Raw genomic sequence first — 22,623 nt, 5'->3', positions numbered from 1 at the left:
CCGTAGATACAACAAGTGCTTAAAAGAATTATTGTATCTATTTTCTCTTTCATATCTGATAGATATTATTTTATATCTTAGCGAACCGAACGAAATACCATAAGTAAACCTTAAATATCTTCGATAAAAGATCGAACCTTTTAATATTCTATAAGTATGAGAATTTTACTAAGTTTTCTTCTCTTATTTTGTATTCATAGTATCACAGCCCAAAATGAAATAGACTTATTGTTTCGGGATCTTGACAACAAAATAAAAAATAGTGCATTATATGTCGAGCTTAAAGAAGCCAAAATAGATGAATTAAAAACTGAGAGAATTAGAAATATAGCATCAGTGAATAAGACATACTCATCTAACTTTGCTATCTACAATGAATACAAGTCGTATATATCCGACTCTGCTATAAAATACCTCAATTATAACATGGATATTTCATATTCGCTAAACGATCAGCAAAAGCTAAATGAAACGTCAATCACCATGTCTGAGCTATTTGCCGGCTTAGGCATGTATAAAGAGGCCATAGACGTTATAGCAAACATTAAAAAAATATATTTAGACAAACCTCAGTTAATAGAATACTACTCAAATTATCGCCAAATCTATTCTGGCCTTGGTATGTACACTCAAAATAGTAGAGATCGATGGCGCTACTGGCAAAGGAGTAATGAATATAGAGACTCTATACTTAATCTGGCGAATAAAGATTCCGAAATATCACTCAGACTAAATGAGGGTATACTTCGAGAAAAAGGGAAAATAGATGAGGCTCTCGAATTAAACAACAAGCGCTTACAATATATCAAGAAAGGAACACCTGGATATGCACTGATAACCTTTCACCGGTCTCTATTATATAGAAAAAAAGGAGATCAAGATCAGGAAAAAAAATATTTAATCTTATCAGCCCTTTCCGATATACAGTCATCAATAAAGGACAATGCATCCATTTCTATGCTGGCAGATATACTAATGAAAGAAGGCGATATAAACCGAGCCTATACATATGTCAGATTTTCGCTGGATAATATTAACGATTATAACACCCGTATAAGGAGTTCCGAAATTCTAAACATTCAATCTATTATCGATAAGGCATATCAAACCAAAAGCAATGAACAAAGAGAAAGCCTCCGTATTTTACTCATAATAGCCACTGTACTATTAATACTCCTCATCATATCGGTATGCTATGTCTACAAACAAATGAAGAAAGGAGAATTGATCAGTAAACGGTTAAAAGAGACAAATACAGAATTAAATACATTGAATCAGAAATTACATAATATGAATAATAATCTGAAAAATGTAAATGTAGAAGTTACCGAGGCAAACTATATTAAAGAAGAATACATTGGCTATTTTCTCGATCAATGTTCAAAATATATCGAAAAGATGGATGAATACAGAAAGATGGTAAATAAAAAAATACAAAATAAAGAAATTGAAAACCTCTTTAAAGTAACGAAAAACAACGATCTTAAAGAGGAAGAGCTCAGAGAGTTTTTCAACAATTTCGATAATATGTTTATCCATCTGTATCCGGACTTTGTAGATAAATTTAATGCCTTGTTGCAGAACGATGAAAAAATAGTTCTGAAAAAAGGAGAAGTATTAAATACAGAACTTCGTATATATGCTCTTATGCGTTTGGGAATAGACGACAGCACCAAAATCGCTAATTTTCTGGGATATTCTGTAAATACAATATATAATTACCGGGCTAAAATTAAAAATAAGTCAAAAATATCGAGAGAAGATTTTGAGTGGACTGTAAAAAAGATAGGTACATTTAATGGATAACCCCAAGAACTTACAAAAACAAAGATAACGATTAGAAATCCGGTACTTAGCATGCCGGATTTTTCTTATATATACAGATTTATTCTACAAAATCACTATTAATAATTTATACACTATCCACTTATTACAAATACTACAGAAATAACAAAACACAAATATACAGCCAATTAGACAATTTAACAATTCACTTTTTTTGTTTTATCAGTTTTTTGATTTTTCTAAGTAAATATGTTTGCACTGAAATATATCTAAGCAGAATATTTTAGAAATATACCATTAAATCTAATACATATGATACAACAAAAAAGTGTTTCATTAAAATCACTATTACTCGTTACGGAAACTATCTGTCTGTTAAACTATACTTCAAAAAAACTTCTGATTCTTTTACTATTCTTGTGCTTCTCCTTACCGGGATGTGCAGAGAACTCTGATCCTCATGGAGGAAATGCCAAAGAAGAAGAGACAAATACCATAGGTAAAGACGTAGATATACTTGTAACTACCAACAACAGATCAAAAGATTTATTCAAAACCACTGTAGGTTTTGGGAATAAAACCAATATGTTGCCCAATACAATTACACTCAATCCTTCGGAAAGATATCAGCAAATGGATGGGTTTGGAGCTGCCATAACGGGTTCTACATGCTTCAATCTACTACAAATGACTTCAGAAAATCGCAACAAGTTTTTAAAAGAGACATTCCATTCTAAGGAGGGGCTGGGCTATAGCTATATCCGTATATCAATAGGCTGTTCCGATTTCTCATTAAGTGAATATACCTGTTGCGACAAAGAAGGTATCGAAAATTTCGCGCTACAAAGCGAAGAAAAAGACTACGTTATACCAATTCTTAAAGAAATAATTAAAATCAATCCTACAATAAAAATACTTGGTTCTCCATGGACACCTCCTCGTTGGATGAAGGTGAATAATCTCTCTGATTTACAGCCATACAATTCATGGACAAGCGGACAGCTTAATCCTAAATATTATGAGGATTATGCAACATACTTTGTAAAATGGATCAAAGCCTTCGAAAAGGAAGGAATTAACATCACTGCTATAACACCCCAAAATGAGCCATTAAACAGGAAAAACTCCGCATCTCTGTATATGGGGTGGGAAGAACAGCGCGATTTTATTAAAACGGCATTAGGTCCTAAGTTTGAGGCAGCCGGAATAAAAACACTGATTTATACTTTCGACCACAATTACAACTATGACAATATAGCAAGTCAAAAGAGCTATCCTCTCAGAATATATGAAGACACAGAAGCTGATAAGTATATCGCCGGAGCCGCCTATCACGACTATGGTGGAAGTCGTAGCGAACTTGTCAATATCCATAACAAACGACCCGATAAGGAATTGATATTCACAGAAACGTCTATAGGCACATGGAACAACGGGCAGGATCTGAATTCGCGTCTTCTTGGCGATATGGAAAATGTGGCATTAGGAACCGTAAATAACTGGTGCAAAGCTGTAATAGTATGGAATCTTATGCTCGACTCTTCAAGAGGACCATGGCGCGAAGGAGGATGCAAAACATGCTATGGTGCTGTGGATATCAGTGTTCCGGGCTTTAAGACAATTACACGAAATTCTCATTACTATATCATAGGGCACCTCTCATCTGTTGTAAAACCCAGCGCCACACGAATAGGTACTACAGGATATCTGGGAGAGAATATTATCTATTCTGCCTTTGAAAATACAGATGGAACATATGCTTTCGTCTTAATGAATAAAAACAGTGACAACAAAAAGATAACTGTCAGTGATGGCAAAAATCACTTTTCCTACGAAGTTCCTGCAAAGTCCATAAGTTCATATAAATGGCTTAAATAAATAGAACCTCAAATTTTTTAATCACTAAAGACCAAAATTTATTATGAAAAAATGCACACTTTTTATTTTAATGCTTGCGGTCCTCTTTTGTTTCGTGTCTTGCGACGACGATAAGGATAAAATACCAAATCTGGTATCCTACGAAATAGCATCTTCTGCTCATTTCGGAGACAGTATCCCTTTCTCGGTAACAGTAGATGGAAACGAACCGCTAAACAAAATCAAAGCCTCGCTTTACTACGGCGATGTTTTGGTTTCCGAAACTTTTATTCCGGCAAATAATCCCGGCAAGTATTCGGATAAATTATTTATTCCTCTTCTTGGAAATATACCTGATGGTACTGCTCAGATAAAGTTTATTATAAAAAATCGAGAGTTTGATTTTATTGCTTCTACAGTAGATATAAATCTCACTCGCCCTAAATATCCTTATCTGATATTAAAGACAAAATCAAGAGAATACAAAATGAACCCCAGCTCTACGAACGAACACCTTTATGTAGCAAACGAAGTATTTCCTGCCCAATATATGCCCGCTCTTATCGTTGCCCCTGCATATGGAGAGTTCGGAAATGAAATTGGCTTCGGCTGGGTAAAAGAGAACAGAGTAATAAAAGAGAATCAGATTGACTCTATTCCTTTTCTTAGCGATGCTGTCGGAAGCTATGGTATTTCATTCAATACACTCTCTTACGAAGGCAAACCATTTGTACCACCATCCTTTGGAGGTATTCCTTTTTCTGCACCATCAAATGGCCTAAGTATTATAGAAAATGAATTTACACAAAATCAGAATATTGTAATCGGAGGATATCCCGATCTGAAAGACTGGTGGATAGATCCTACATTCCTCGACAAAAATGGAGACGGTTCATTCACCCTGCGAGCCAAAAATGGAAAATACCGCATAACAGCTGATGCCAATCTGAAATATTTCAGAATAGAACCAATGGTAGGTAGCACTCTTGCTGTATTTAACCCTACTACCAAAGATGGCACAATATGGATACTTGGAGATGCTTATGTTGGGAATCCGTCTTATGCCCGAAACAACATTAACTGGAGCGAAAGCAAAGGTATAGCTGCGGCACCGCTTGGTAATGGAATATTCCAGATAAAGTTTATTGCAGGAACCACACTGAGAGGCTCTGCATCGGGTGTTAATATGAAATTCTTCTATCAAAGGGGATTTGGCGTAGAATTTACCCGAGACAAGATTAGTGTAGTAAGCGATTTGTTCGAAACTCCTGCTGCTGATGGTAACATCAGGCTAAAATCCGGAAAAACACTTGTCTCGGGCAGAAAATATGTATTTACCGTAAATACCTCAAGCTTACCGACAACAGCAACTGTTACTGAAGAAAATTAAGCAAACTTATCTAATAATATCAATATGAAATCATATATGAAAATATCAGAAATAATAAATGCAGTAAGATACAAGCACAAATCCATATTCAAAACAATGATATTGGTTACGGCATCTGTATTTTGCAGTGCAAACAGCGTATATGCCATTTCCGATAGAAACGAAATATCAGAAATAAAAGAAACTGCTCAATCGGCAATTACTATAACAGGTCTGGTAACCGACGGTGATGGCAATCCTCTGATCGGAGTTACAGTGTCCGTAAAGGGAACAACTACCGGAGTCATGACAGATTTAGAGGGACGCTACTCGATAAGAGTACCCGAAGGAAAAAGTTTAGAATTCACCTATATTGGATTCAATACCGAAACCCGCGAAATAAAAAAAGGAGAAACTTCTATTAATATCCGCATGGTAGAATCTTCAGTCGATTTAGAAGATGTAGTTATTATCGGATATGGACAACAGAAAAAAGAAAGTGTTGTATCGGCTATTAATACTGTAACATCTAAAGAGTTGGCTGTTACAGGGCGTAGTTTAGCCAACAGTATAGCCGGGCAAATAGCCGGCGTTATAGCAATACAACCATCCGGTGAACCGGGGTATGATGATTCCAATTTTTGGATTCGTGGGGTAAGCTCCTTTGCCGGAGGCACCAATCCTCTTATTGTAGTAGATGGAGTTCCCAGAGGAAGTTTCAGCAATATCCCTGTAGATGAAATCGAAACTTTTACAGTGTTGAAAGATGCTGCTGCAACAGCAGTCTACGGTGCAGAAGGAGCAAATGGAGTTGTCTTAGTAACAACAAAGCGAGGTAAAGCCCAAAAGACAGCAATAAGTTTCAATATGGAACAAACAATGAAAACACCTATTCGCCTCCCCGAAATATTGGATTCTTACCGTACGCTCAACTTATATAATGAAGCGAGATGGAATGATGACGGAAATCCTCTGAGAGACTGGGTTGCTCCTTTCTCTGACGAAACACTTGAAAAATACCGTACAGGAGCAGATCCTGATCTATATCCAAATACAAACTGGATGGATCTCTTAAAAGACCATACATATACTAGCCGTTATACAATCAATTTCAGAGGAGGAGGAGACAAAGTCAGGTTCTTTGTATCAGGAGCATACTATACCGAAGATGGGATATATAAAGGAAACCCGATCGAAGATTATGATGCAAATCTGAAATATGAACGTTATAATCTAAGATCCAACATAGATATGGATATAACAAAAACTACAAAAATGTCGGTAGACATGAGTGGCTTCTACGTTCAGCAAAATGCACCTCGAAGTAGTGCCGACCGATTATTCAGTGCCTTCACCATTTTTCCAACATACTTGATACCAATGGTCTATTCTGATGGAACTTTTTCGGATCATCCTCTGAATACGGATGTGAATGCCGAAAGAGCAAACCCTTACAACCTGCTAAACAACGTAGGATATACTAAAAACTGGGAAGTTACCGTTCAGACTCGAGTTGGCCTTGAACAAAAACTAGATATTATTACCAAAGGTTTATCATGGAAAGGTGCTGTAAGTTTCGATTCTTTTACACAAGGACGTATCGACAGAGCTAAAGAAGCCCAATCCTTCTTTGCCGAAGGAAGAGATGCCGATGGGAAACTAATCTTAAAACAAATAAAAGCCGGATCAGCCTTAGCAAACCCAACATCATCTGCCAGTTCGGGAGAGAAAAAGATATATCTGGAAACATCTTTGAACTATGACCGCTTATTTGCAGAAAAGCATGCCGTTACAGGCTTAATCCTCTATAATCAGAAAGAATCTCAGTATCAAAGACGAGATAATGGCATAGAAATGCTTCCATACCGCAAACAAAGCGTTGTTGCCCGTGGTACTTATGGTTTCGACAACAGATATTATCTGGAAGCTAGCTTTGGGATGACAGGTAGTGAAAATTTTGCAAAAGGGCATCGTTGGGGTTTCTTCCCGGCTGTAGGGGCAGCATGGACTGTAAGTCAGGAAAGTTTTATGAAAAGTGCCGAGAATACACTTAGCAAATTAAGATTCAGAGTTTCTTACGGTAGAACAGGTAACGACCAATTGTCGAATGATTTATCACGTTTCCCATATCGTGAAAAAGTAAATGAAGGTGCTTCAGGCTATCCTCTCGGAATCACTCAAGGATCAGGAGGCGGAGGTACAAACAATCCAGGTAACGGAATCGTTGAGAGTGATTATGCTACTCCTTTACTGAAATGGGAAATAGAGGATAAGTTTAATCTAGGGATGGACTTAGGCCTATTAAGAGGAAAAGTTGATTTAGGAATCGACTATTTCAGAAACAACCGCCATGCCATATTAATGCGTCGCAATACAATACCTTCAGCAGCCGGACTTCGTGTAAGTCCAATGCAAAACTTTGGCAAAACCGAAAATCAAGGTATTGATGCCAGTCTGGTTGTTCGTCACGAAATAGGTAATGTTTCTTTGGCTGCCAGAGGTAATATTACATATACTAAAAATAAAGTTATAGAATATGACGAAATACCTCAGGTATACAAGTATCAGCAATATACAGGAAACAGTATTGGTCAGCCACTTCTCTATATAGCAGAAGGATTATATACTCCCGATGATTTTATTATTACAACGGACCCTCATTCTAAGAAACAAACATATAAACTGAAAGAAGGCCTTCCTGTACCGGGAGCCATAGTTTCTCCGGGAGATATAAAGTATAGAGACCTCAATGGAGACGGAGTTATAGACACCTATGACAGAACTTACGACAATGGGTTCTACCCGTCATCTTCTCCGGGCATTGTTTACGGATTCGGACTGAACGCAGAATGGAAAGGCTTTAATGTCGGAGTATTTTTTCAAGGAGTTACCAATGTGTCAGCAAACTTACTAAACAAAGTAGAAAACTTTGTTCCTTTTGTAAGAGGTGTAGAATATCAATCGGTACGCACCGAAGGCCTTAACCGATGGAGATCAGAAGATCCTTACAATCAGGATGTAATTTATCCAAGGCTACATTCAACATCTTTCTCAAACAATCTGGAATGGAGTACATGGTGGCATCGCGATGCAAGCTTCTTACGTCTGAAAAACATAGAATTTGGTTACACTTTCGAAAAAAAGTTAGTACAAAAAGTAAAACTCGAAGGAATACGCCTTTATGTACAAGGACAGAATCTACATACATGGGATAATATAAAATTCTGGGATCCTGAGTTACGTGATGCCCGTTCGGGAGCAAAATATCCGATGAGTGCCAGCTGGACACTAGGTTTAGATGTTACATTTTAAATAAATATGATATTATATGAAAACAATAAATAAAATATTCCTATCAATAATTGCAACGGGAGCTATCTTTTTCTCTTCTTGTAGCGATTATCTGGATGTATCAGGAGAACTATCCGACAACCTCACCATAGATAAGGTTTTCGAGAACACGACTTATACTAAAAGATGGCACGGTAATATATTTAATGCCATATGTGAATACTCAGAAAATGGATCAAGCTCTGCAAGCGGAATGAAGAATCCATGGTCGGGTATATCCGGAGAGATAATGCAGAATAATGGCCCTGCCAAGAATTTACTTGTACAAGGTTACAATGCTTCAAGTGCCAATCTGCATCGTTGGTCAACTCAATACCAATATATCCGCCAAGCTATGATCTTTATTGAAAGAGCCAAACCGATAGGAAATCCGAACGAATCCACTTCGCTCCGTGAAGCAGATGTGAACAAAATGAAAATGGAAGCGAAATTTCTAATGGCATATGCTTACTTTTCATTGTTCGAACTCTACGGGCCTGTTCCAATTGTCACTGAGATAACAAATACAGAGTCTAAAAACATCGACTTTGCCCGTGCTCCACTAGATGATGTAATAAAATATATAGACGACCTGCTAGTAGAAGTCATTGATTCTCCATATATTCCAAAATCGATATGGGACTGGGAAAAACCAGCGGGAAGTAATGCTTACAACCTCAACGAAGTTGTACGTCCGACCAAAGTCGCAGCAATGGCACTACGTGCAAAGTTATGGGTATATGCAGCATCTCCTTTATTCAATGGAGGTTTTCCTGAAGCTCTCTCTCTAACTAATTTTGACGGAACACGCCTATTCCCCGACAAAGATCCTAATAAATGGGATATAGCAAAACAAAGGCTTGAAGATCTATTGACATTTGCCGAAGCCCAAGGACATAAGCTGTATATCAAGCTAAATTCGAATGGAGGTATCGACGCAGACTTATCTGTATATGAGCTTTACCAATCATACAACGACGAAATCTTATGGGCTACAGCTCAAAATGATTATAGCACAGAACATGCTGCTGAAAAACGTTCTACCCCTCGGGATATTTATTCTTGTTATGGCAATATAGGCGTATCACAAGAAACAGTAGACGCATTCTTTATGAATAATGGATTGGATATAAATGATTCAGGATCAGGCTACCGCAAAGACGGATTTACAGGAGTTGTCAATCCATGTAATACTAGCAAGCGTACCGATACCAACATATTCAACATGTATGCAAACAGAGAAGCACGCTTCTATGCAGCAGTGGCCTATCAAGGAAAAAGCTGGCACAAACAGCCCAACAATAATGCGAACTATCAGATAGGCTTTGCTGTAGGACAACCATCTGATGGATCGAACGACAATAGTCCCAGAGGAGGTTACCTTCTTTATAAGCTAAAAAACAGACAAGTGCTGTGGAGTGGAGCCAGTGGCGACCTCAAGAGCTTCGCCCGTCCATCTATCCTTTTTCGTTTAGCAGATTTTTATCTCTATTACGCAGAAGTATTGAATGAAATAAACCCTTCCGATTCCAGAATTATTGAATATGTCGATAAAATTAGAGAAAGAGCTGGCATCATGGGATATGGAGAGTTACAAGCAGAAGGTAAAAAGACTGGAATCATAGGTGATCAGCAAAAACAGCGTAAAGCTATCTATCGTGAGCGCCGTGTCGAATTACTGGCCGAAGGGCAACGTTGGTTCGATATGCGCAGATGGATGATTTGCGAACCGACTGAAGCAAACCGTGAAGTGGAAGGGGATATCACTTTATTTAATGGAATGAATATGAAAGGTTATGCCGATCAGCCAATAGGGAGCCCTACATCTTTTTTCACCAAAGTACAAATCGAGAGCCGTACATGGAAGAAAGAAATGTATTGGTATCCTGTTCCTCAAAATGAAATAAGTAAGAGCCGCCTGTTAGTTCAAAATCCTCTTTGGGGTGAAGCTCTTGAGCCACCTGCAAAATAAAACAAGAGAAGATTGGGTTCTATATAATGCGAATAGCATAGTAAATGGATTTCGGGAAGCGACAGGGGGCTGAGCCCCCTGTTATTCTCTTAAAAGGTAAAATAAAGATGCATATCTAAATAAAGAAATAAAAGTCGAATTAAAAGCTCAATCGGGAAAATCATTTATCAACGAAATAAAGTTGAGAAAGCTATGGTAAACTATCAATAACTATTTAGGTATGAATAGAATATATATAATCATTATTACAACTATTTGTTTTTCACTGAATGCCCATGCTCAATGGCTGTGGAATAGAGAAAAACTAGAAAGCATAAAAGCCGATGTGAAATCACTGGCATATTTTAACGCATACGGACTGCTCATACAGCAGGCCGATACAAAGCTTTCGGAAGGAACCTATTCGGTTACCTATAAAAAATCAATTGCTCCCAATGGAAACAGACACGATTATGTGAGTCTGAGCCGTTATTGGTGGCCTAACCCTGATACAAACAATCATTTACCCTACATATATAAAGACGGACAATCCAATCCTGAACTTAATCAGTATGACAGAAACTCTTTGGGAGATATGTGCAATGCTGTCAACACCTTGGCTTTAGCTTACTTCTATAGTGAAGAAGAGCGCTATGCAACAAAAGCCATAGAGTTACTCCGAACTTGGTTTCTGAATAAAGAAACGAAAATGAATCCCAACCTCAATTACTCTCAATTTGTTCCCGGCAGAGACGGATCTAAAGGCAGACCGGAGGGGTTAATCGATTCCTACTCTTTTGTAGCCATGCTAAGTAGCGTTCAGTTATTAGAAGGTTCGGCAAATTTTACAAAACAAGACAAAACCGATTTGCAGAATTGGTTTGCAGAATTCGCCTATTGGCTTCAGACAAGCCCTCTAGGAAAAAAAGAAAATGAAATGAAAAATAATCATGCTACAGCATATGATTCACAATTAGTCACCTATCTCCTTTTTTCGAAAAAAATAGATGAAGCTAAAAAGATAATTGAGGCTTTCCCTGAAAAGAGGATTTTCACACAAATAGAACCTGACGGAAAACAACCTCATGAGTTGTGGCGTACCTTAGCCTATCACTATTCCGAGTATAATCTCAGCCATATGATAGACCTGTTTGCCACTGCAAAAAGAATTGGAGAAGAATTATACAAAGTCGAATCACCCGATGGAAGAAGTTTTTATAAAGCAATGGATTATCTTATTTCTTTCTTAGGCAAAGATGTATCGGAATGGCCTTATAAACAAATAAGCGGATGGGAAGCAAAACAACAGGATGTTTGCAATAATATTTATCGCATTTTAGATTTAGACTCTACTCGTAAAGATTATTCTACTATCTATAAGACATATAGTAAGCAAGATGCAACCGACAGAAATAGACTGTTATATGGCACAGTTGATCCGATAAAAGAAATATTCTCCTTTGCCGGCATACAATTCGACTATGCTTTTACTTGCATCGCTGAAGCTATGAAAGAGGCTCAAAAGAAAAACTTAGTAAGTCCCCGATCAATAGACAAGAACGGACATCTGCGCATGGTAAATCCCCGGGACTGGTGCTCGGGATTCTTTCCCGGTTCTCTGTGGTTTATGTATGAATATACAAAAGACGAAAAATGGAAAGAGAGAGCCAATAAACACTCTATGTTAATAGAAAATGAGAAGTTTGACAGAACGTCACATGATGTCGGCTTTAAGATTTTTAATTCATTTGGCAATGGGTACCGACTAACAGGAAGCCCTGAATATAAAGACGTAATAGTACAAGCGGCCAAAACATTATCGTTACGCTTCAATAAGAAAATAGGCTCTATACGTTCATGGGATTTCAACCAGAAAGAATGGCAATATCCAGTTATTATAGATAATATGATGAATCTGGAACTCCTTTTCGAAACTACAAAGATGACCGGAGACAGTTCTTTTTATCAGATAGCAGATGCACATGCTATGACGACTCTTAAAAACCATTTCAGAGAAGATTATTCATCGTTCCATGTTGTAGACTATGATAGCATATCAGGACTTCCTCGACTGAAACAAACACATCAGGGATACGCCGATCAATCTGCTTGGGCACGAGGACAAGCTTGGGCTATTTACGGATTCACAATGTCGTACAGATATACCAGAAGAACCGAATATCTGCAGCTAGCTGAAAATATTACCAATTTCATATTTTCGCACCCTAACCTTCCTAAAGACTTAATCCCTTATTGGGACTTTAATGACCCTTCGATACCAAATGCACCTCGCGATGCTTCTACGGCATGTATTATCGCATCAGCTTTATACGAACTATCAAAATATTCTGAGACAAACAGCAACAAGTATAAAAGATGGGGCGATACGATTATAAATAATCTAATCAGTCATTACAAATCAGATCCCAAAACAATGTATGGCTTTCTTTTGCTTCACTCTACAGGACACCATCCGGGAGGAGACGAAATAGATGTACCAATAAGTTACGCCGACTATTATTTTCTGGAAGCCCTATTAAGACGAAAAAATTTGAATAAATAAAATTATATAACACTAAACATTATGAAGAGAATATTAAGCACAATCACAATAGCCGTTGCTTTATTATCATGTCAACAAGCTACGAGCGAAGAACAAGTTTTACCTAATACATTCGTCCGTATAGATGGGCATAACTTAATCATGCCCAACGGAGAAAAACTTTTTATCAAAGGAACAAATCTTGGTAACTGGCTGAACCCTGAAGGCTATATGTTTGGTTTTAACAAGGCTAGTTCTGCCCGTTTTATCAATGAGATGTTTTGTCAGCTCGTAGGGCCCGATCGCACCGAAGAATTCTGGAAATCTTTCAAAAACAGCTACATCACACAAGAAGATATCCATTTTATCAAACAAACCGGGAGTAATACCATACGTTTGCCGTTCCATTACAAACTATTCACCGATGAAGATTATATGGGATTAACAGTGAATCAGGATGGTTTTACCCGTATAGATACACTCATTAGTTGGTGCAAACAAGAAGGACTATACCTCATTTTGGATATGCACAATGCTCCGGGCGGACAAACAGGAGACAACATAGATGATAGTTATGGTTATCCTTGGCTTTTCGAAAGCCAAGCCAGTCAAAAGCTATATTGTGACATTTGGCGAAAAATTGCTGATTATTATAAAAATGAGCCGACAATATTAGGTTTCGAATTATTTAACGAACCCATTGCTCCTTACTTCAACAATATGGAAGAACTGAACGATAAACTGGAAGATATTTATAAACTGGGAGCAGCAGCTATTCGCGAAGTAAATCAGAATCATATTATCCTGTTAGGAGGCTCACAATGGAATGGGAACTTTAAGCCATTTAAAGATTCCAAGTTTGACAACAAAATTATGTACACATGCCATCGCTATGGAGGAGAGCCTACTCCTGAGGCAATTAAAAACTTTATAAACTTCCGTGACAGCGTCAACCTACCAATGTATATGGGAGAAATAGGACATAACACAGCCCAGTGGATGTCAACATTTTGTAAAACGATGGAAGATAACAATATCGGCTGGACATTCTGGCCATATAAAAAAATACACGATTCTTCCTTTGTAGGCATCCAAGAACCCGAAGGATGGGATAAGATAAAAGCGTTTTCCGAAGCTCCACGAAGTACTTACAAGGAAATACGAGAAGCCCGCCCAAATCAGGAGGAAGCATGGAAAGCAATGCAAGCTTTTATCGACAATTCAAGATTAGAGAAGATTGTAATACAAAAAGAATATATCAATGCATTAGGACTAAAATCCGAGTGATGTAACAAAATAGAATATAGAATGATAAGAATAACAAGTTTCTTAGTAAGTGCTTGCGCTTGTGCTTCACTATTAGCACAAACAAATGTAGAGATATTATGAACGATACATACCTAGCTCTCGATCTAGGAGCAGCAAAACTCTTGATAGGAGAAGTTAATTCCAAAGGGAAAATACTCAATTCGAAAAGGTACGAAACCGGATATATAGATCAAATATCAGCCTTTTCAATTATCAAGAGATCTTTAGAAGACTATATCTCTACTGTAGGGTGGTATACTGAGACACGCCCTGTTTGCATAGGAATTGGATTAATGGGATGCGTAGACCATGAAAACGGAATTTGGCTGCAAACGCATTCCAAACGCACCCATTCTATTCATCTTGCTGAGGATATTACCAAAGCATTTAAAATACCTTGCTTTATAGATAATAATGTGAAAAGTATAACAAGAGCTATTAAGAAGTGGAAATACGGAACTTGTTCAAACAATTTCATATACTTAAATATCAGTTCGAGCATTACTGCCGGATTTGTTATAAACGGGCAGCTCATTAGAGGTAACCAATTTGATGCAGGAGAAAGTAGCTCATAGTAATTCGGGTGTGGAAGTTGGTATCAAGTGTAGCTGTGGAAGTAAAGATTGTGTAGAACTTGTTGCAACAGGATCGGGGCTGAATAAGTCGGCTCGCATCCTAAGTTCTTCTCACAAAACACAACTTTATATTCCTCAAGACGAAAACATAAAAGTTGATACTAAAGAGATATTCTTTCTATACCAGCAAAATGATGAACTATGTGTCCGTCTGGCTAACAATGCAATAACCGCAATAGTAAATCTCATAATGAATCTTATACGTGTAAGCGATCCCGATATGGTAATACTCGGAGGCAGTATTATTTCCGATGGATTCCTATATTCCAAAATACTCGATAGGTTGAATAAAACGGCTACCCGTTTTGTTACAAATGTAATAGTTCTGAATCAACTGGATCCGAATATAGCAGGTCTGCTAGGGGCGGCTGCGGTTGCTTCGGAGGAATATTCTGTATACAAAAGAACCGAACTAAAATCTTCTAATGCTCAATAAAAATTTATCTATATAAAAGCCCCTCCAACCTCCCCAAAGGAGAGGCTTAGGCAAAGCCAAGAGGGAAATATAAACTGGGGAAGCTAGCAGTGTCAACAGTTAGCACAAGTGGAATAAATTTCTAGCGTCAGCTGTTTCTCCCCTTCGGGGAGACGAAGAGGGGCTTGAAATATGTCCAACTTTGTCAGGTTTTAGTTAAAATTACATTTTCCAGAAGCTAGATAAAGAATTGTTTTAAATAAAAACAACTACTGATCGGCATTAATAATACAAACAGTAAAAGATTATGAAATACTTAAAAACAACCACTTTAATCATAATATTATACTTTGCCTTCGCATGTACATCGAATAAAACGGCTGGCAATGTAATTAATAGAAACGAAGAAAAAATAGTATTGGCCTATGTGACATCATGGAGTAGTATAATACCTGATCCGAACTATATCACACACATCAATTATGCTTTTGGCCATGTAAACAACACATTCGATGGAGTGCGTATAGACAATGAAAATAGGCTGAGGCAGCTAGTCGAGTTAAAGATACAAAAGCCATCATTGAAGATCATTCTATCTATAGGAGGATGGGGAAGCGGACGCTTTAGCGAAATGGCAGCAGACGAACATTTTCGACGTTCATTTGCAAAAGACTGCAAACGAGTAATTGATGAATTTGCTCTTGATGGCATTGACATCGACTGGGAATATCCTACTACTGATATGGCCGGCATCTCGTCTTCTCCGGCAGACAAAGATAATTTCACGTTGATGATGAAATATATACGGGAAGAAATAGGTGAAAATAAATTGCTAACCCTCGCCACAGTAGCCAATGCAAGATATATTGATTTTAGAGGAATAGGCTCTTATATCAATTTTGTAAACATCATGTCTTATGACATGGGTAGTCCTCCTTTTCATCATTCTGGTCTGTACAGATCGAAACATACAGGAGGAACCTCTGTAGATGAAGCAGTAAAAGCCCATGTAAACATGGGAGTATCATTAAATAAGTTGGTGATGGGAATTCCTTTTTATGGCAGAGGAAAAAAGGAAATAGGAAATTTCAGTAACTATAGAAACATTATTGCTCTTAACGGCTACACTACCAAGTGGGACGATGAGGCAAAAGCTCCGTATCTTAGTAGCGACTCCGTTCCGTTTGTTTGTGGCTATGACGACGCTCGTTCTATCAGCATCAAATGCAAGTACATCAAAGAACATGGAATGTTAGGAGCCATGTATTGGGACTATGCAGGAGATGATGACGAGGGAACTCTGCGTAAAGCGGTGTATAATGGATTAAATCTTTAATTTAACTGCACTATTATAAGAGAGACGGACGATAGTCAAATTTAAAACAAAAACAACATGAAAAAAATCTATGCCTTACTCATATTTTTTTCAGTAACAATTATCTGCTGCAATGCACAAGAAGCAGAAAATACCAAACCTCTCAAAATTCTGATACTAACAGAAAGAGGAGGGCAGCATGGCGAATTCACCGATGCAGGGATGAAATGGCTTGACTCTTTTGCCAAAGAGAACAATTTTGAATACACAGAAATAAATAATACAGACCGAATTAACGAAGAGTCTCTTTCTCAATATAAGTTAATTATTCAATTAGACTTTCCGCCTTACACATGGATCAAAGATGCAGAATCAGCTTTTATCAAATATATAGAGGAAGGAAAAGGCGGATGGATAGGCCTCCATCATGCTACTCTGTTAGGTGAATTTGACGAATATCCTATGTGGCAATGGTTCTCTGACTTTATGGGAGGTATCCGTTTCAAAAACTACATTGCGCCTTTGGCTACTGCTACCGTAAATGTGGAAGACACATTGCATCCGGTAATGAATGATGTAAACAAATCATTCATTATCCCTGACGACGAATGGTACACCTTCGATAAGAGTCCTAGGGCGAATGTTCATGTTTTGGCCAGTGTAGACGAGTCTACATATACACCCTACTCTGATATAAAGATGGGAGATCATCCTGCTATATGGACTAATCAGAAGATGAAAGCACGCAATATATATTTCCTAATGGGGCATTCTAAAACATTATTCGATTCTAAAGACTTTATCAATATGTTTTCAAATGCCATATTATGGGCATCCGAAAGGTGAGTCATATTTTCCGATACAAAACATATTTACATAACCTATAAATATTTATAACCATGAGAACAGGAAAACTAGCCTCTTTTATTTCAATATTTCTCTTGCTTCCTTTTTTATTGTATGCACAAAAGGAAATTGAATATCCCGCCAATTATGCAAAAGAACCACGATTCAATGCGCTAGTCTATTATACTACACATGCAGAGGAAGCACACGTAAAATTTGCCGAACAAGGCGTAGAGTTTTTTAAAAGGCTCAATTATGGAAAGGGGTTTAATTTGGATATTACAACAGACTTTTCACAATATCCTTATGAGAAACTAAAGGAATATGATGTAATAGTAATGCTTAATGTAGCCCCATCTGCACCCAAAGAGCGTGAAGCTTTCCAAAAATATATGGAGAATGGCGGAGGTTGGGTTGGATTTCATGCAGCCGCATACAACGATAAAAATATCAATTGGCCATGGCTTGTCCAATTTCTGGGAGGAGGAGTATTTTACTGTAATAATTGGCCTCCACAGCCAGTGAAGTTGACTGTGGATAATACAAACCATCCTATAACTAAAAGCTTGCCATTATCTTTTATTGCACCAGAAAGCGAATGGTATCAATGGAATCCAAGTCCAAGAAAGAACAAGGACGTAGAGGTATTACTTTCCATCTCTCCAGACAATTATCCTTTGGGTATAAAAGATGTAATCAGATTTGGAGATTTTCCTGTAGTATGGACAAACAAAAAATATAGAATGATCTATCTGAATATGGGACATGGAGATGATGAGTTCACCGATGCTACCCAGAAGTTATTATTTATTAATGCATTTAGATGGGTAGTAAGCAAAAATTCAAAAGGAGATCCTTTTAACCAATAATACGAAGCAATCTATATGATTACAAATAAGACCGATTTTACGCAAAGGAATATAGCTATAGATATATTTAGAGCTTTGATCATGTTATTAATGATTTTTGTAAACGACCTGTGGACAATTAAAGGCGAACCGGGCTGGCTGGGTCATGCCGAGTATAATCAGGACATGTTAGGGTTTGCAGATATAGTTTTTCCTTGTTTCCTTTTCGTTGTGGGCATGTCAATTCCTTACGCTATCGAACAGAGATTTAGCAAGAGGATATCGGGTGTGAGTACAGTTGCTCATATACTCACCCGTACACTGGCATTACTTATCATGGGCGTTTTCATTGTTAATACAGAATCGGGAGTATCTCAAGCAACAGGGCTAAACATAGCAACATACAGGATACTGATGGTCGTTGCTTTCCTCCTCATATGGAACATCTATCCTAAAACTGAGAATAAAAGACTAACACATGTATTCTCTATACTTAAGATTGGAGGTGTTCTATTTCTGTTATATTTAGCAATTATATTCCGCGATGATGATGGAGGAATTTTCTCTTCCCGTTGGTGGGGTATTTTGGGTTTGATAGGATGGACATATCTTATATGTGCCTTTACTTATCTATTTACACGCGACAGGCTAAAATATCTGCTACCGGTATGGTTCTTTCTAGTAGTATGGTGCATTCTTAAATCGGAAATGAAAGTGGGAGGAGCACTACTCGATTTACCTCACGGTAATTTTTTAGATCAAATGCTAAACATTTTCCACATAGGCAATGGAGCTTTGCCCGCATTTACAATAGGAGGTATTATACTATCTGTAGTAGTAGCAAGATATAGCAATAGATTAGGTAAGAAAGAAATAATCATATCCGCAAGCGTAATAATGTTACTCTTCTTAGTCGGATTCTTTTCCAATAGGATCTGGATAGTATCGAAACTACAGGAAACACCTCCTTGGTTATTTTACTGTACAGCTATTGCCATCACAACTTATACTTTAATATATTGGCTTGTCGAAAAAGGCAAAGTATCATGGTTCAACATGATCAAACCTGCGGGAACAGCTACTCTAACATGCTATTTAGTCCCTTATATCCTTTATTCGGCATTCTATCTTGCAGACTTCCAGTTGCCCGATACTGTACTCAAATATCCTTTTGGCATACTTAAATGCTTATTTTTCTCGCTGCTATCGATTGGTATAACTGCACTATTAAATAGAGCTGGAGTAAAACTGAAAATATAAATATATAAATCCTCCTCAAAAAAAATAAAGAGCTATCTTCTCAGACAGCTCCTTATTGGATGCTATATCGTATAGCAAAAAACTAAAGTAGTATGTTGAAAGATAATCTATCTAACATTATCGCATAATCTGATATTTCTATCTTACTTCGCAAATTTCAATCCATCAAGCTTATTCCATGCTCCACGGGTAAAGTCCGGAATTTCGACAGGAGCTCCATTATTCTTCACAGAGGTTTCTGTCAACTCAACCAAACAAGACCATTCTGCTGCATCATACACATCCTGATCGAGAGGAAGACCATTTCTCAGACAGTAAACCAAACGATAGTCCATAATGAAATCCATCCCTCCATGAGCTATTGCTCCCAGCTTCTTGGCTTGCTCTCCTGCCTCTTTATAAAATGGATGTTCATATACAGCAAGCACTGAGTCCATTTCAGCACGAGGCAACGCCCTATGGCTATCTAACGCTATTTGGGTTGCAGGCCATTTTTGAGCAAATCCTTTAGTTCCACTTACCATATGGATGCGGCTATAAGGGCGAGGACTTGTAACATCGTGCTGTATCATAATAGTCTTGCCTTTCTGGGTTTTTATCAGAGTTGTATTCATATCGCCAAGCTTATACACCTGCTTAGCCTCGGGAGAATTCTTTCCAAACCTTTTTTCGGCATATTCTGTCATACCAAATTGACCGGAAGACAATGATATAAGATGATTCATCTTATCGCCCCGATGTATATTCAGTATCTGACAAACAGGGCCTAGACCATGAGTAGGATAAGGATTACCGGTATGTTCTATATTATACTTCTTGCGCCAATAGTCCCAATAGCCAGTAAGTCCGGGTCTTTTCTTCACAGACTCTCCTATACCCGGCTCATAAGCTTCTGTTTGAGAAGTCCTTTTATTAAAATTCAAAGAGCGCAAATCATGTATATAAGCACCTTCAACATGCACTAATTCACCAAATACTCCTTGTTGAGCCATGTTTAGGGTTGCCATTTCAAACTTGTCATAACAACAATTCTCGAGCATCATACAATGCTTACGGGTTTTCTCTGCCGTATTTACCAATAGCCAGCATTCATCTAGGGTAGTCGCAGCCGGTACTTCTACAGCCACATGTTTACCTTGCTCCATACCATACACGGCTATAGGCGTATGACTAAGCCAATCGGTACAAATATAAATGAGATCAAGATCTTTATTTTCACAAAGTTGCTTCCACCCGTCAACACCTGTATATTCCTTAGCTTTAGGACGATTATTTTTAGCGATAGCATCTTGCGTGCGATCTAAATTATATTGTTCCAAATCACAGATTGCTTTTATTTCGACACCTTCTATTGCCATAAAGCGGTTGACAGCACCTATTCCGCGCATACCGATACCAATAAAGCCAACTCTGACTGTCGGTATAGGGTCACATTTCAGTCCCAGCACATCAGTTTGCCCTGTTGGTCGTTTAGGTGTATTGGACTTTATAATGCCTTGTGCCGGTAAAATCTGTACACTAATTAAAAACAGGCTAAATATTAGCAATATACATTTCCTCATTATTTCATTTTTTAGGTTAACGCTTGCTGATAGGCTTCTTTATCGCCTTTGTTCACTTCTTTCAGCTTTATTTTTATGACAAATGGCTTGTCTGTTTTTTGTATTTCCTTCGGAATAACTATATCATAATATAAGGAGCCTGTTTTGTCACGTCCGCCATTTTGCACAGATGCAGATTTTTTTAATGATAGAAACTCAGCTTTTTCGATAACAAAAATCATGTCTTTATCCTTACTTTTCGGAACTTTTACCCTAACCAGGTTATTCATTGGCTTATTAAAGACTGACAGATATATATTATCTTCTTTCTGGGTAGAATAACCCCAGTCTTGCTTATCGAGAACCGAATGATGTGTTCCATAAACAGCGCTGCCATTTACAGCCATCCACTCTCCTACTTCTTTGGCTATTTTTGTTTCCTCGCTACGAATGCTACCTTTTCCATCAGGACCAAAATTGATAACGAAATTTCCATCCAGAGCATTTGCTTTTACTGTCATTTCAATCAAATCATATGCCGTTTTCACATAAGTCAGCGACCAGTCTCTGTGATATCCCCATTGATTTTCAGGTACAGTCATTACACAATCCCAATCATTGCCTCCCACTTCTGCTAATGTGTTTGGCAGATTGCGTTCGAAACGTTGGTCATAATCATCTATAAGATCACCATTTGCATCTACATGGCGTTTACCTAGCTCATCTGCCCTAAAACGGCTACCAATGATAAGGCCGGGATGCATATTTCTCAGTTCTTCGCCAAGTTTGTCAACCCATGCAGCCTCTTTCATCCAGGCACCATCCCACGATCCGTCGAACCATAAGCCTTTTGCTGCCGGATAATTTGTTAACAACTCAATCAGTTGATTGCGGGTAAACTCTTTGAAAGTTTCATATCGGTCTTTTTCTTCTTTATTATTGAACGGATCATAATTGATCCACATTTTGCGATCGTCATTTGTAATTCCCTTTCCTCCCTGATAGCCGGGATGGCTCCAATCTATAATGGAAAAATACAAATAGACATCGATACCTTCCGCAGTATAGGCATCTACGATTTCTTTTACAATATCATTTCTATACGGAGTATTTGCTATTGTATAGTCAGTATATTTACTCGGCCACATACAGAATCCATCATGATGCTTCGTCGTAAAGATCATATACTTTGCTCCCATTTGCTTTGCTTGCTTTGCCCATTGCTTTGCATCAAAGTCTGTAGGATTGAACTCTTTATAAAGATTATCATATTCTTCTTTTGTTATTAATCCTGATGAGCGAAACCACTCGGCAGCATATGTTGTGGTTTTACCTTTCCATTGACCTCCGGGTATAGCATATACACCCCAATGGATAAACTGTCCAAGACCATATTCGCGCCACCGTTGCATCTCTGTGTCAGTTCGTTTACCTATCCGGTGAGCTCCATGCTTAAGAGGCAAACGCTCTTTTGAGTTTTGTTGAGCAACTCCTTCCAGTACAAAAACTGTAAACAGTGCAAAAATTAACAATAAACTTTTTTTCATTTTCTCTATTTTATATGTTTATTATGTATATCAAAGGTTAACATTATCCTGAGTTTCTATTCCCTTTTATCAGT

Annotated in this window: 13 protein-coding genes and 1 pseudogene; 12 read left to right on the top strand and 2 right to left on the bottom strand. The window is 37.8% G+C overall.

Translation table 11 applies throughout. The features are described 5' to 3' along the window. Positions 1 to 156: 156 nt before the first annotated feature. From BGC7_RS09300 to BGC7_RS09245, 12 genes and pseudogenes are all read left to right on the top strand, one after another. The gene (locus BGC7_RS09300; protein WP_050701305.1) at positions 157 to 1,806 is read left to right on the top strand and encodes a DUF6377 domain-containing protein; all 1,650 of its coding nucleotides are present in this window, start codon (positions 157 to 159) and stop codon (positions 1,804 to 1,806) included. A 291-nt stretch (positions 1,807 to 2,097) separates the two neighbouring features. After that, entirely contained in the window at positions 2,098 to 3,663 is a 1,566-nt protein-coding gene (locus tag BGC7_RS09295; RefSeq protein ID WP_082206602.1) for a glycoside hydrolase family 30 protein, read from the top strand. A 43-nt stretch (positions 3,664 to 3,706) separates the two neighbouring features. Further along, the gene (locus BGC7_RS09290; RefSeq protein ID WP_082206600.1) at positions 3,707 to 5,032 is read left to right on the top strand and encodes a DUF5125 domain-containing protein; all 1,326 of its coding nucleotides are present in this window, start codon (positions 3,707 to 3,709) and stop codon (positions 5,030 to 5,032) included. A 36-nt stretch (positions 5,033 to 5,068) separates the two neighbouring features. Then, positions 5,069 to 8,323 carry a SusC/RagA family TonB-linked outer membrane protein gene (locus BGC7_RS09285; protein WP_242034328.1) on the top strand — a complete coding sequence of 1,085 codons (3,255 nt, stop codon included), beginning with the start codon at positions 5,069 to 5,071 and terminating at the stop codon, positions 8,321 to 8,323. 16 nt (positions 8,324 to 8,339) lie between these two features. Next, complete coding sequence (locus BGC7_RS09280) at positions 8,340 to 10,313, top strand: RagB/SusD family nutrient uptake outer membrane protein (protein WP_050701303.1); 1,974 nt, start codon at positions 8,340 to 8,342, stop codon at positions 10,311 to 10,313. Between the two features lie 220 nt (positions 10,314 to 10,533). Further along, the gene (locus tag BGC7_RS18040; RefSeq protein ID WP_050701302.1) at positions 10,534 to 12,855 is read left to right on the top strand and encodes an alginate lyase family protein; all 2,322 of its coding nucleotides are present in this window, start codon (positions 10,534 to 10,536) and stop codon (positions 12,853 to 12,855) included. A gap of 21 nt (positions 12,856 to 12,876) precedes the next feature. Then, entirely contained in the window at positions 12,877 to 14,121 is a 1,245-nt protein-coding gene (locus BGC7_RS18035) for a glycoside hydrolase family 5 protein (protein WP_050701301.1), read from the top strand. A 98-nt stretch (positions 14,122 to 14,219) separates the two neighbouring features. Then, positions 14,220 to 14,717 (top strand): ROK family protein, encoded by a 498-nt coding sequence (locus BGC7_RS18165; RefSeq protein ID WP_255351464.1) that lies wholly within the window; start codon positions 14,220 to 14,222, stop codon positions 14,715 to 14,717. Further along, positions 14,695 to 15,213, top strand: coding sequence for an ROK family protein (locus BGC7_RS18160; protein ID WP_255351463.1), 519 nt, complete (start codon positions 14,695 to 14,697; stop codon positions 15,211 to 15,213). Before BGC7_RS18165 ends, BGC7_RS18160 begins: the two co-directional genes overlap by 23 nt. A gap of 286 nt (positions 15,214 to 15,499) precedes the next feature. Further along, positions 15,500 to 17,353 (top strand): annotated as a pseudogene (locus BGC7_RS18325) (glycosyl hydrolase family 18 protein). A 53-nt stretch (positions 17,354 to 17,406) separates the two neighbouring features. Beyond that, positions 17,407 to 18,222: a ThuA domain-containing protein gene (locus BGC7_RS09250; protein WP_050701298.1), complete on the top strand. Its 816-nt coding sequence runs from the start codon at positions 17,407 to 17,409 to the stop codon at positions 18,220 to 18,222. A 15-nt stretch (positions 18,223 to 18,237) separates the two neighbouring features. Then, positions 18,238 to 19,461 (top strand): DUF5009 domain-containing protein, encoded by a 1,224-nt coding sequence (locus BGC7_RS09245; RefSeq protein ID WP_050701297.1) that lies wholly within the window; start codon positions 18,238 to 18,240, stop codon positions 19,459 to 19,461. 143 nt (positions 19,462 to 19,604) lie between these two features. On the opposite strand, the gene BGC7_RS09240 is transcribed toward BGC7_RS09245, so the two are convergent. Further along, positions 19,605 to 21,023: a Gfo/Idh/MocA family protein gene (locus BGC7_RS09240; protein ID WP_050701296.1), complete on the bottom strand. Its 1,419-nt coding sequence runs from the start codon at positions 21,021 to 21,023 to the stop codon at positions 19,605 to 19,607. An 11-nt stretch (positions 21,024 to 21,034) separates the two neighbouring features. Next, positions 21,035 to 22,549, bottom strand: a complete 1,515-nt coding sequence (locus BGC7_RS09235; protein ID WP_050701295.1) for an alpha-L-fucosidase — start codon at positions 22,547 to 22,549, stop codon at positions 21,035 to 21,037. Positions 22,550 to 22,623 lie beyond the last annotated feature (74 nt).

The organism is Dysgonomonas sp. BGC7, from assembly GCF_001261735.1.
Lineage (GTDB): Bacteria > Bacteroidota > Bacteroidia > Bacteroidales > Dysgonomonadaceae > Dysgonomonas.
The sequence above is the reverse complement of the archived record's forward strand: the minus strand, read 5'-3'. Positions and strand labels throughout refer to the sequence as shown.

Excerpts from the sequence above, each read along its gene's own strand:
- BGC7_RS09300 (WP_050701305.1), top strand. The coding sequence starts at position 157 with ATGAGAATTTTACTAAGTTTTCTTCTCTTATTTTGTATTCATAGTATC.
- BGC7_RS09295 (WP_082206602.1), top strand. The coding sequence starts at position 2,098 with ATGATACAACAAAAAAGTGTTTCATTAAAATCACTATTACTCGTTACG.
- BGC7_RS09290 (WP_082206600.1), top strand. The coding sequence starts at position 3,707 with ATGAAAAAATGCACACTTTTTATTTTAATGCTTGCGGTCCTCTTTTGT.
- BGC7_RS09285 (WP_242034328.1), top strand. The coding sequence starts at position 5,069 with ATGAAAATATCAGAAATAATAAATGCAGTAAGATACAAGCACAAATCC.
- BGC7_RS09280 (WP_050701303.1), top strand. The coding sequence starts at position 8,340 with ATGAAAACAATAAATAAAATATTCCTATCAATAATTGCAACGGGAGCT.
- BGC7_RS18040 (WP_050701302.1), top strand. The coding sequence starts at position 10,534 with ATGAATAGAATATATATAATCATTATTACAACTATTTGTTTTTCACTG.
- BGC7_RS18035 (WP_050701301.1), top strand. The coding sequence starts at position 12,877 with ATGAAGAGAATATTAAGCACAATCACAATAGCCGTTGCTTTATTATCA.
- BGC7_RS18165 (WP_255351464.1), top strand. The coding sequence starts at position 14,220 with ATGAACGATACATACCTAGCTCTCGATCTAGGAGCAGCAAAACTCTTG.
- BGC7_RS18160 (WP_255351463.1), top strand. The coding sequence starts at position 14,695 with ATGCAGGAGAAAGTAGCTCATAGTAATTCGGGTGTGGAAGTTGGTATC.
- BGC7_RS09250 (WP_050701298.1), top strand. The coding sequence starts at position 17,407 with ATGAGAACAGGAAAACTAGCCTCTTTTATTTCAATATTTCTCTTGCTT.
- BGC7_RS09245 (WP_050701297.1), top strand. The coding sequence starts at position 18,238 with ATGATTACAAATAAGACCGATTTTACGCAAAGGAATATAGCTATAGAT.
- BGC7_RS09240 (WP_050701296.1), bottom strand. The coding sequence starts at position 21,023 with ATGAGGAAATGTATATTGCTAATATTTAGCCTGTTTTTAATTAGTGTA.
- BGC7_RS09235 (WP_050701295.1), bottom strand. The coding sequence starts at position 22,549 with ATGAAAAAAAGTTTATTGTTAATTTTTGCACTGTTTACAGTTTTTGTA.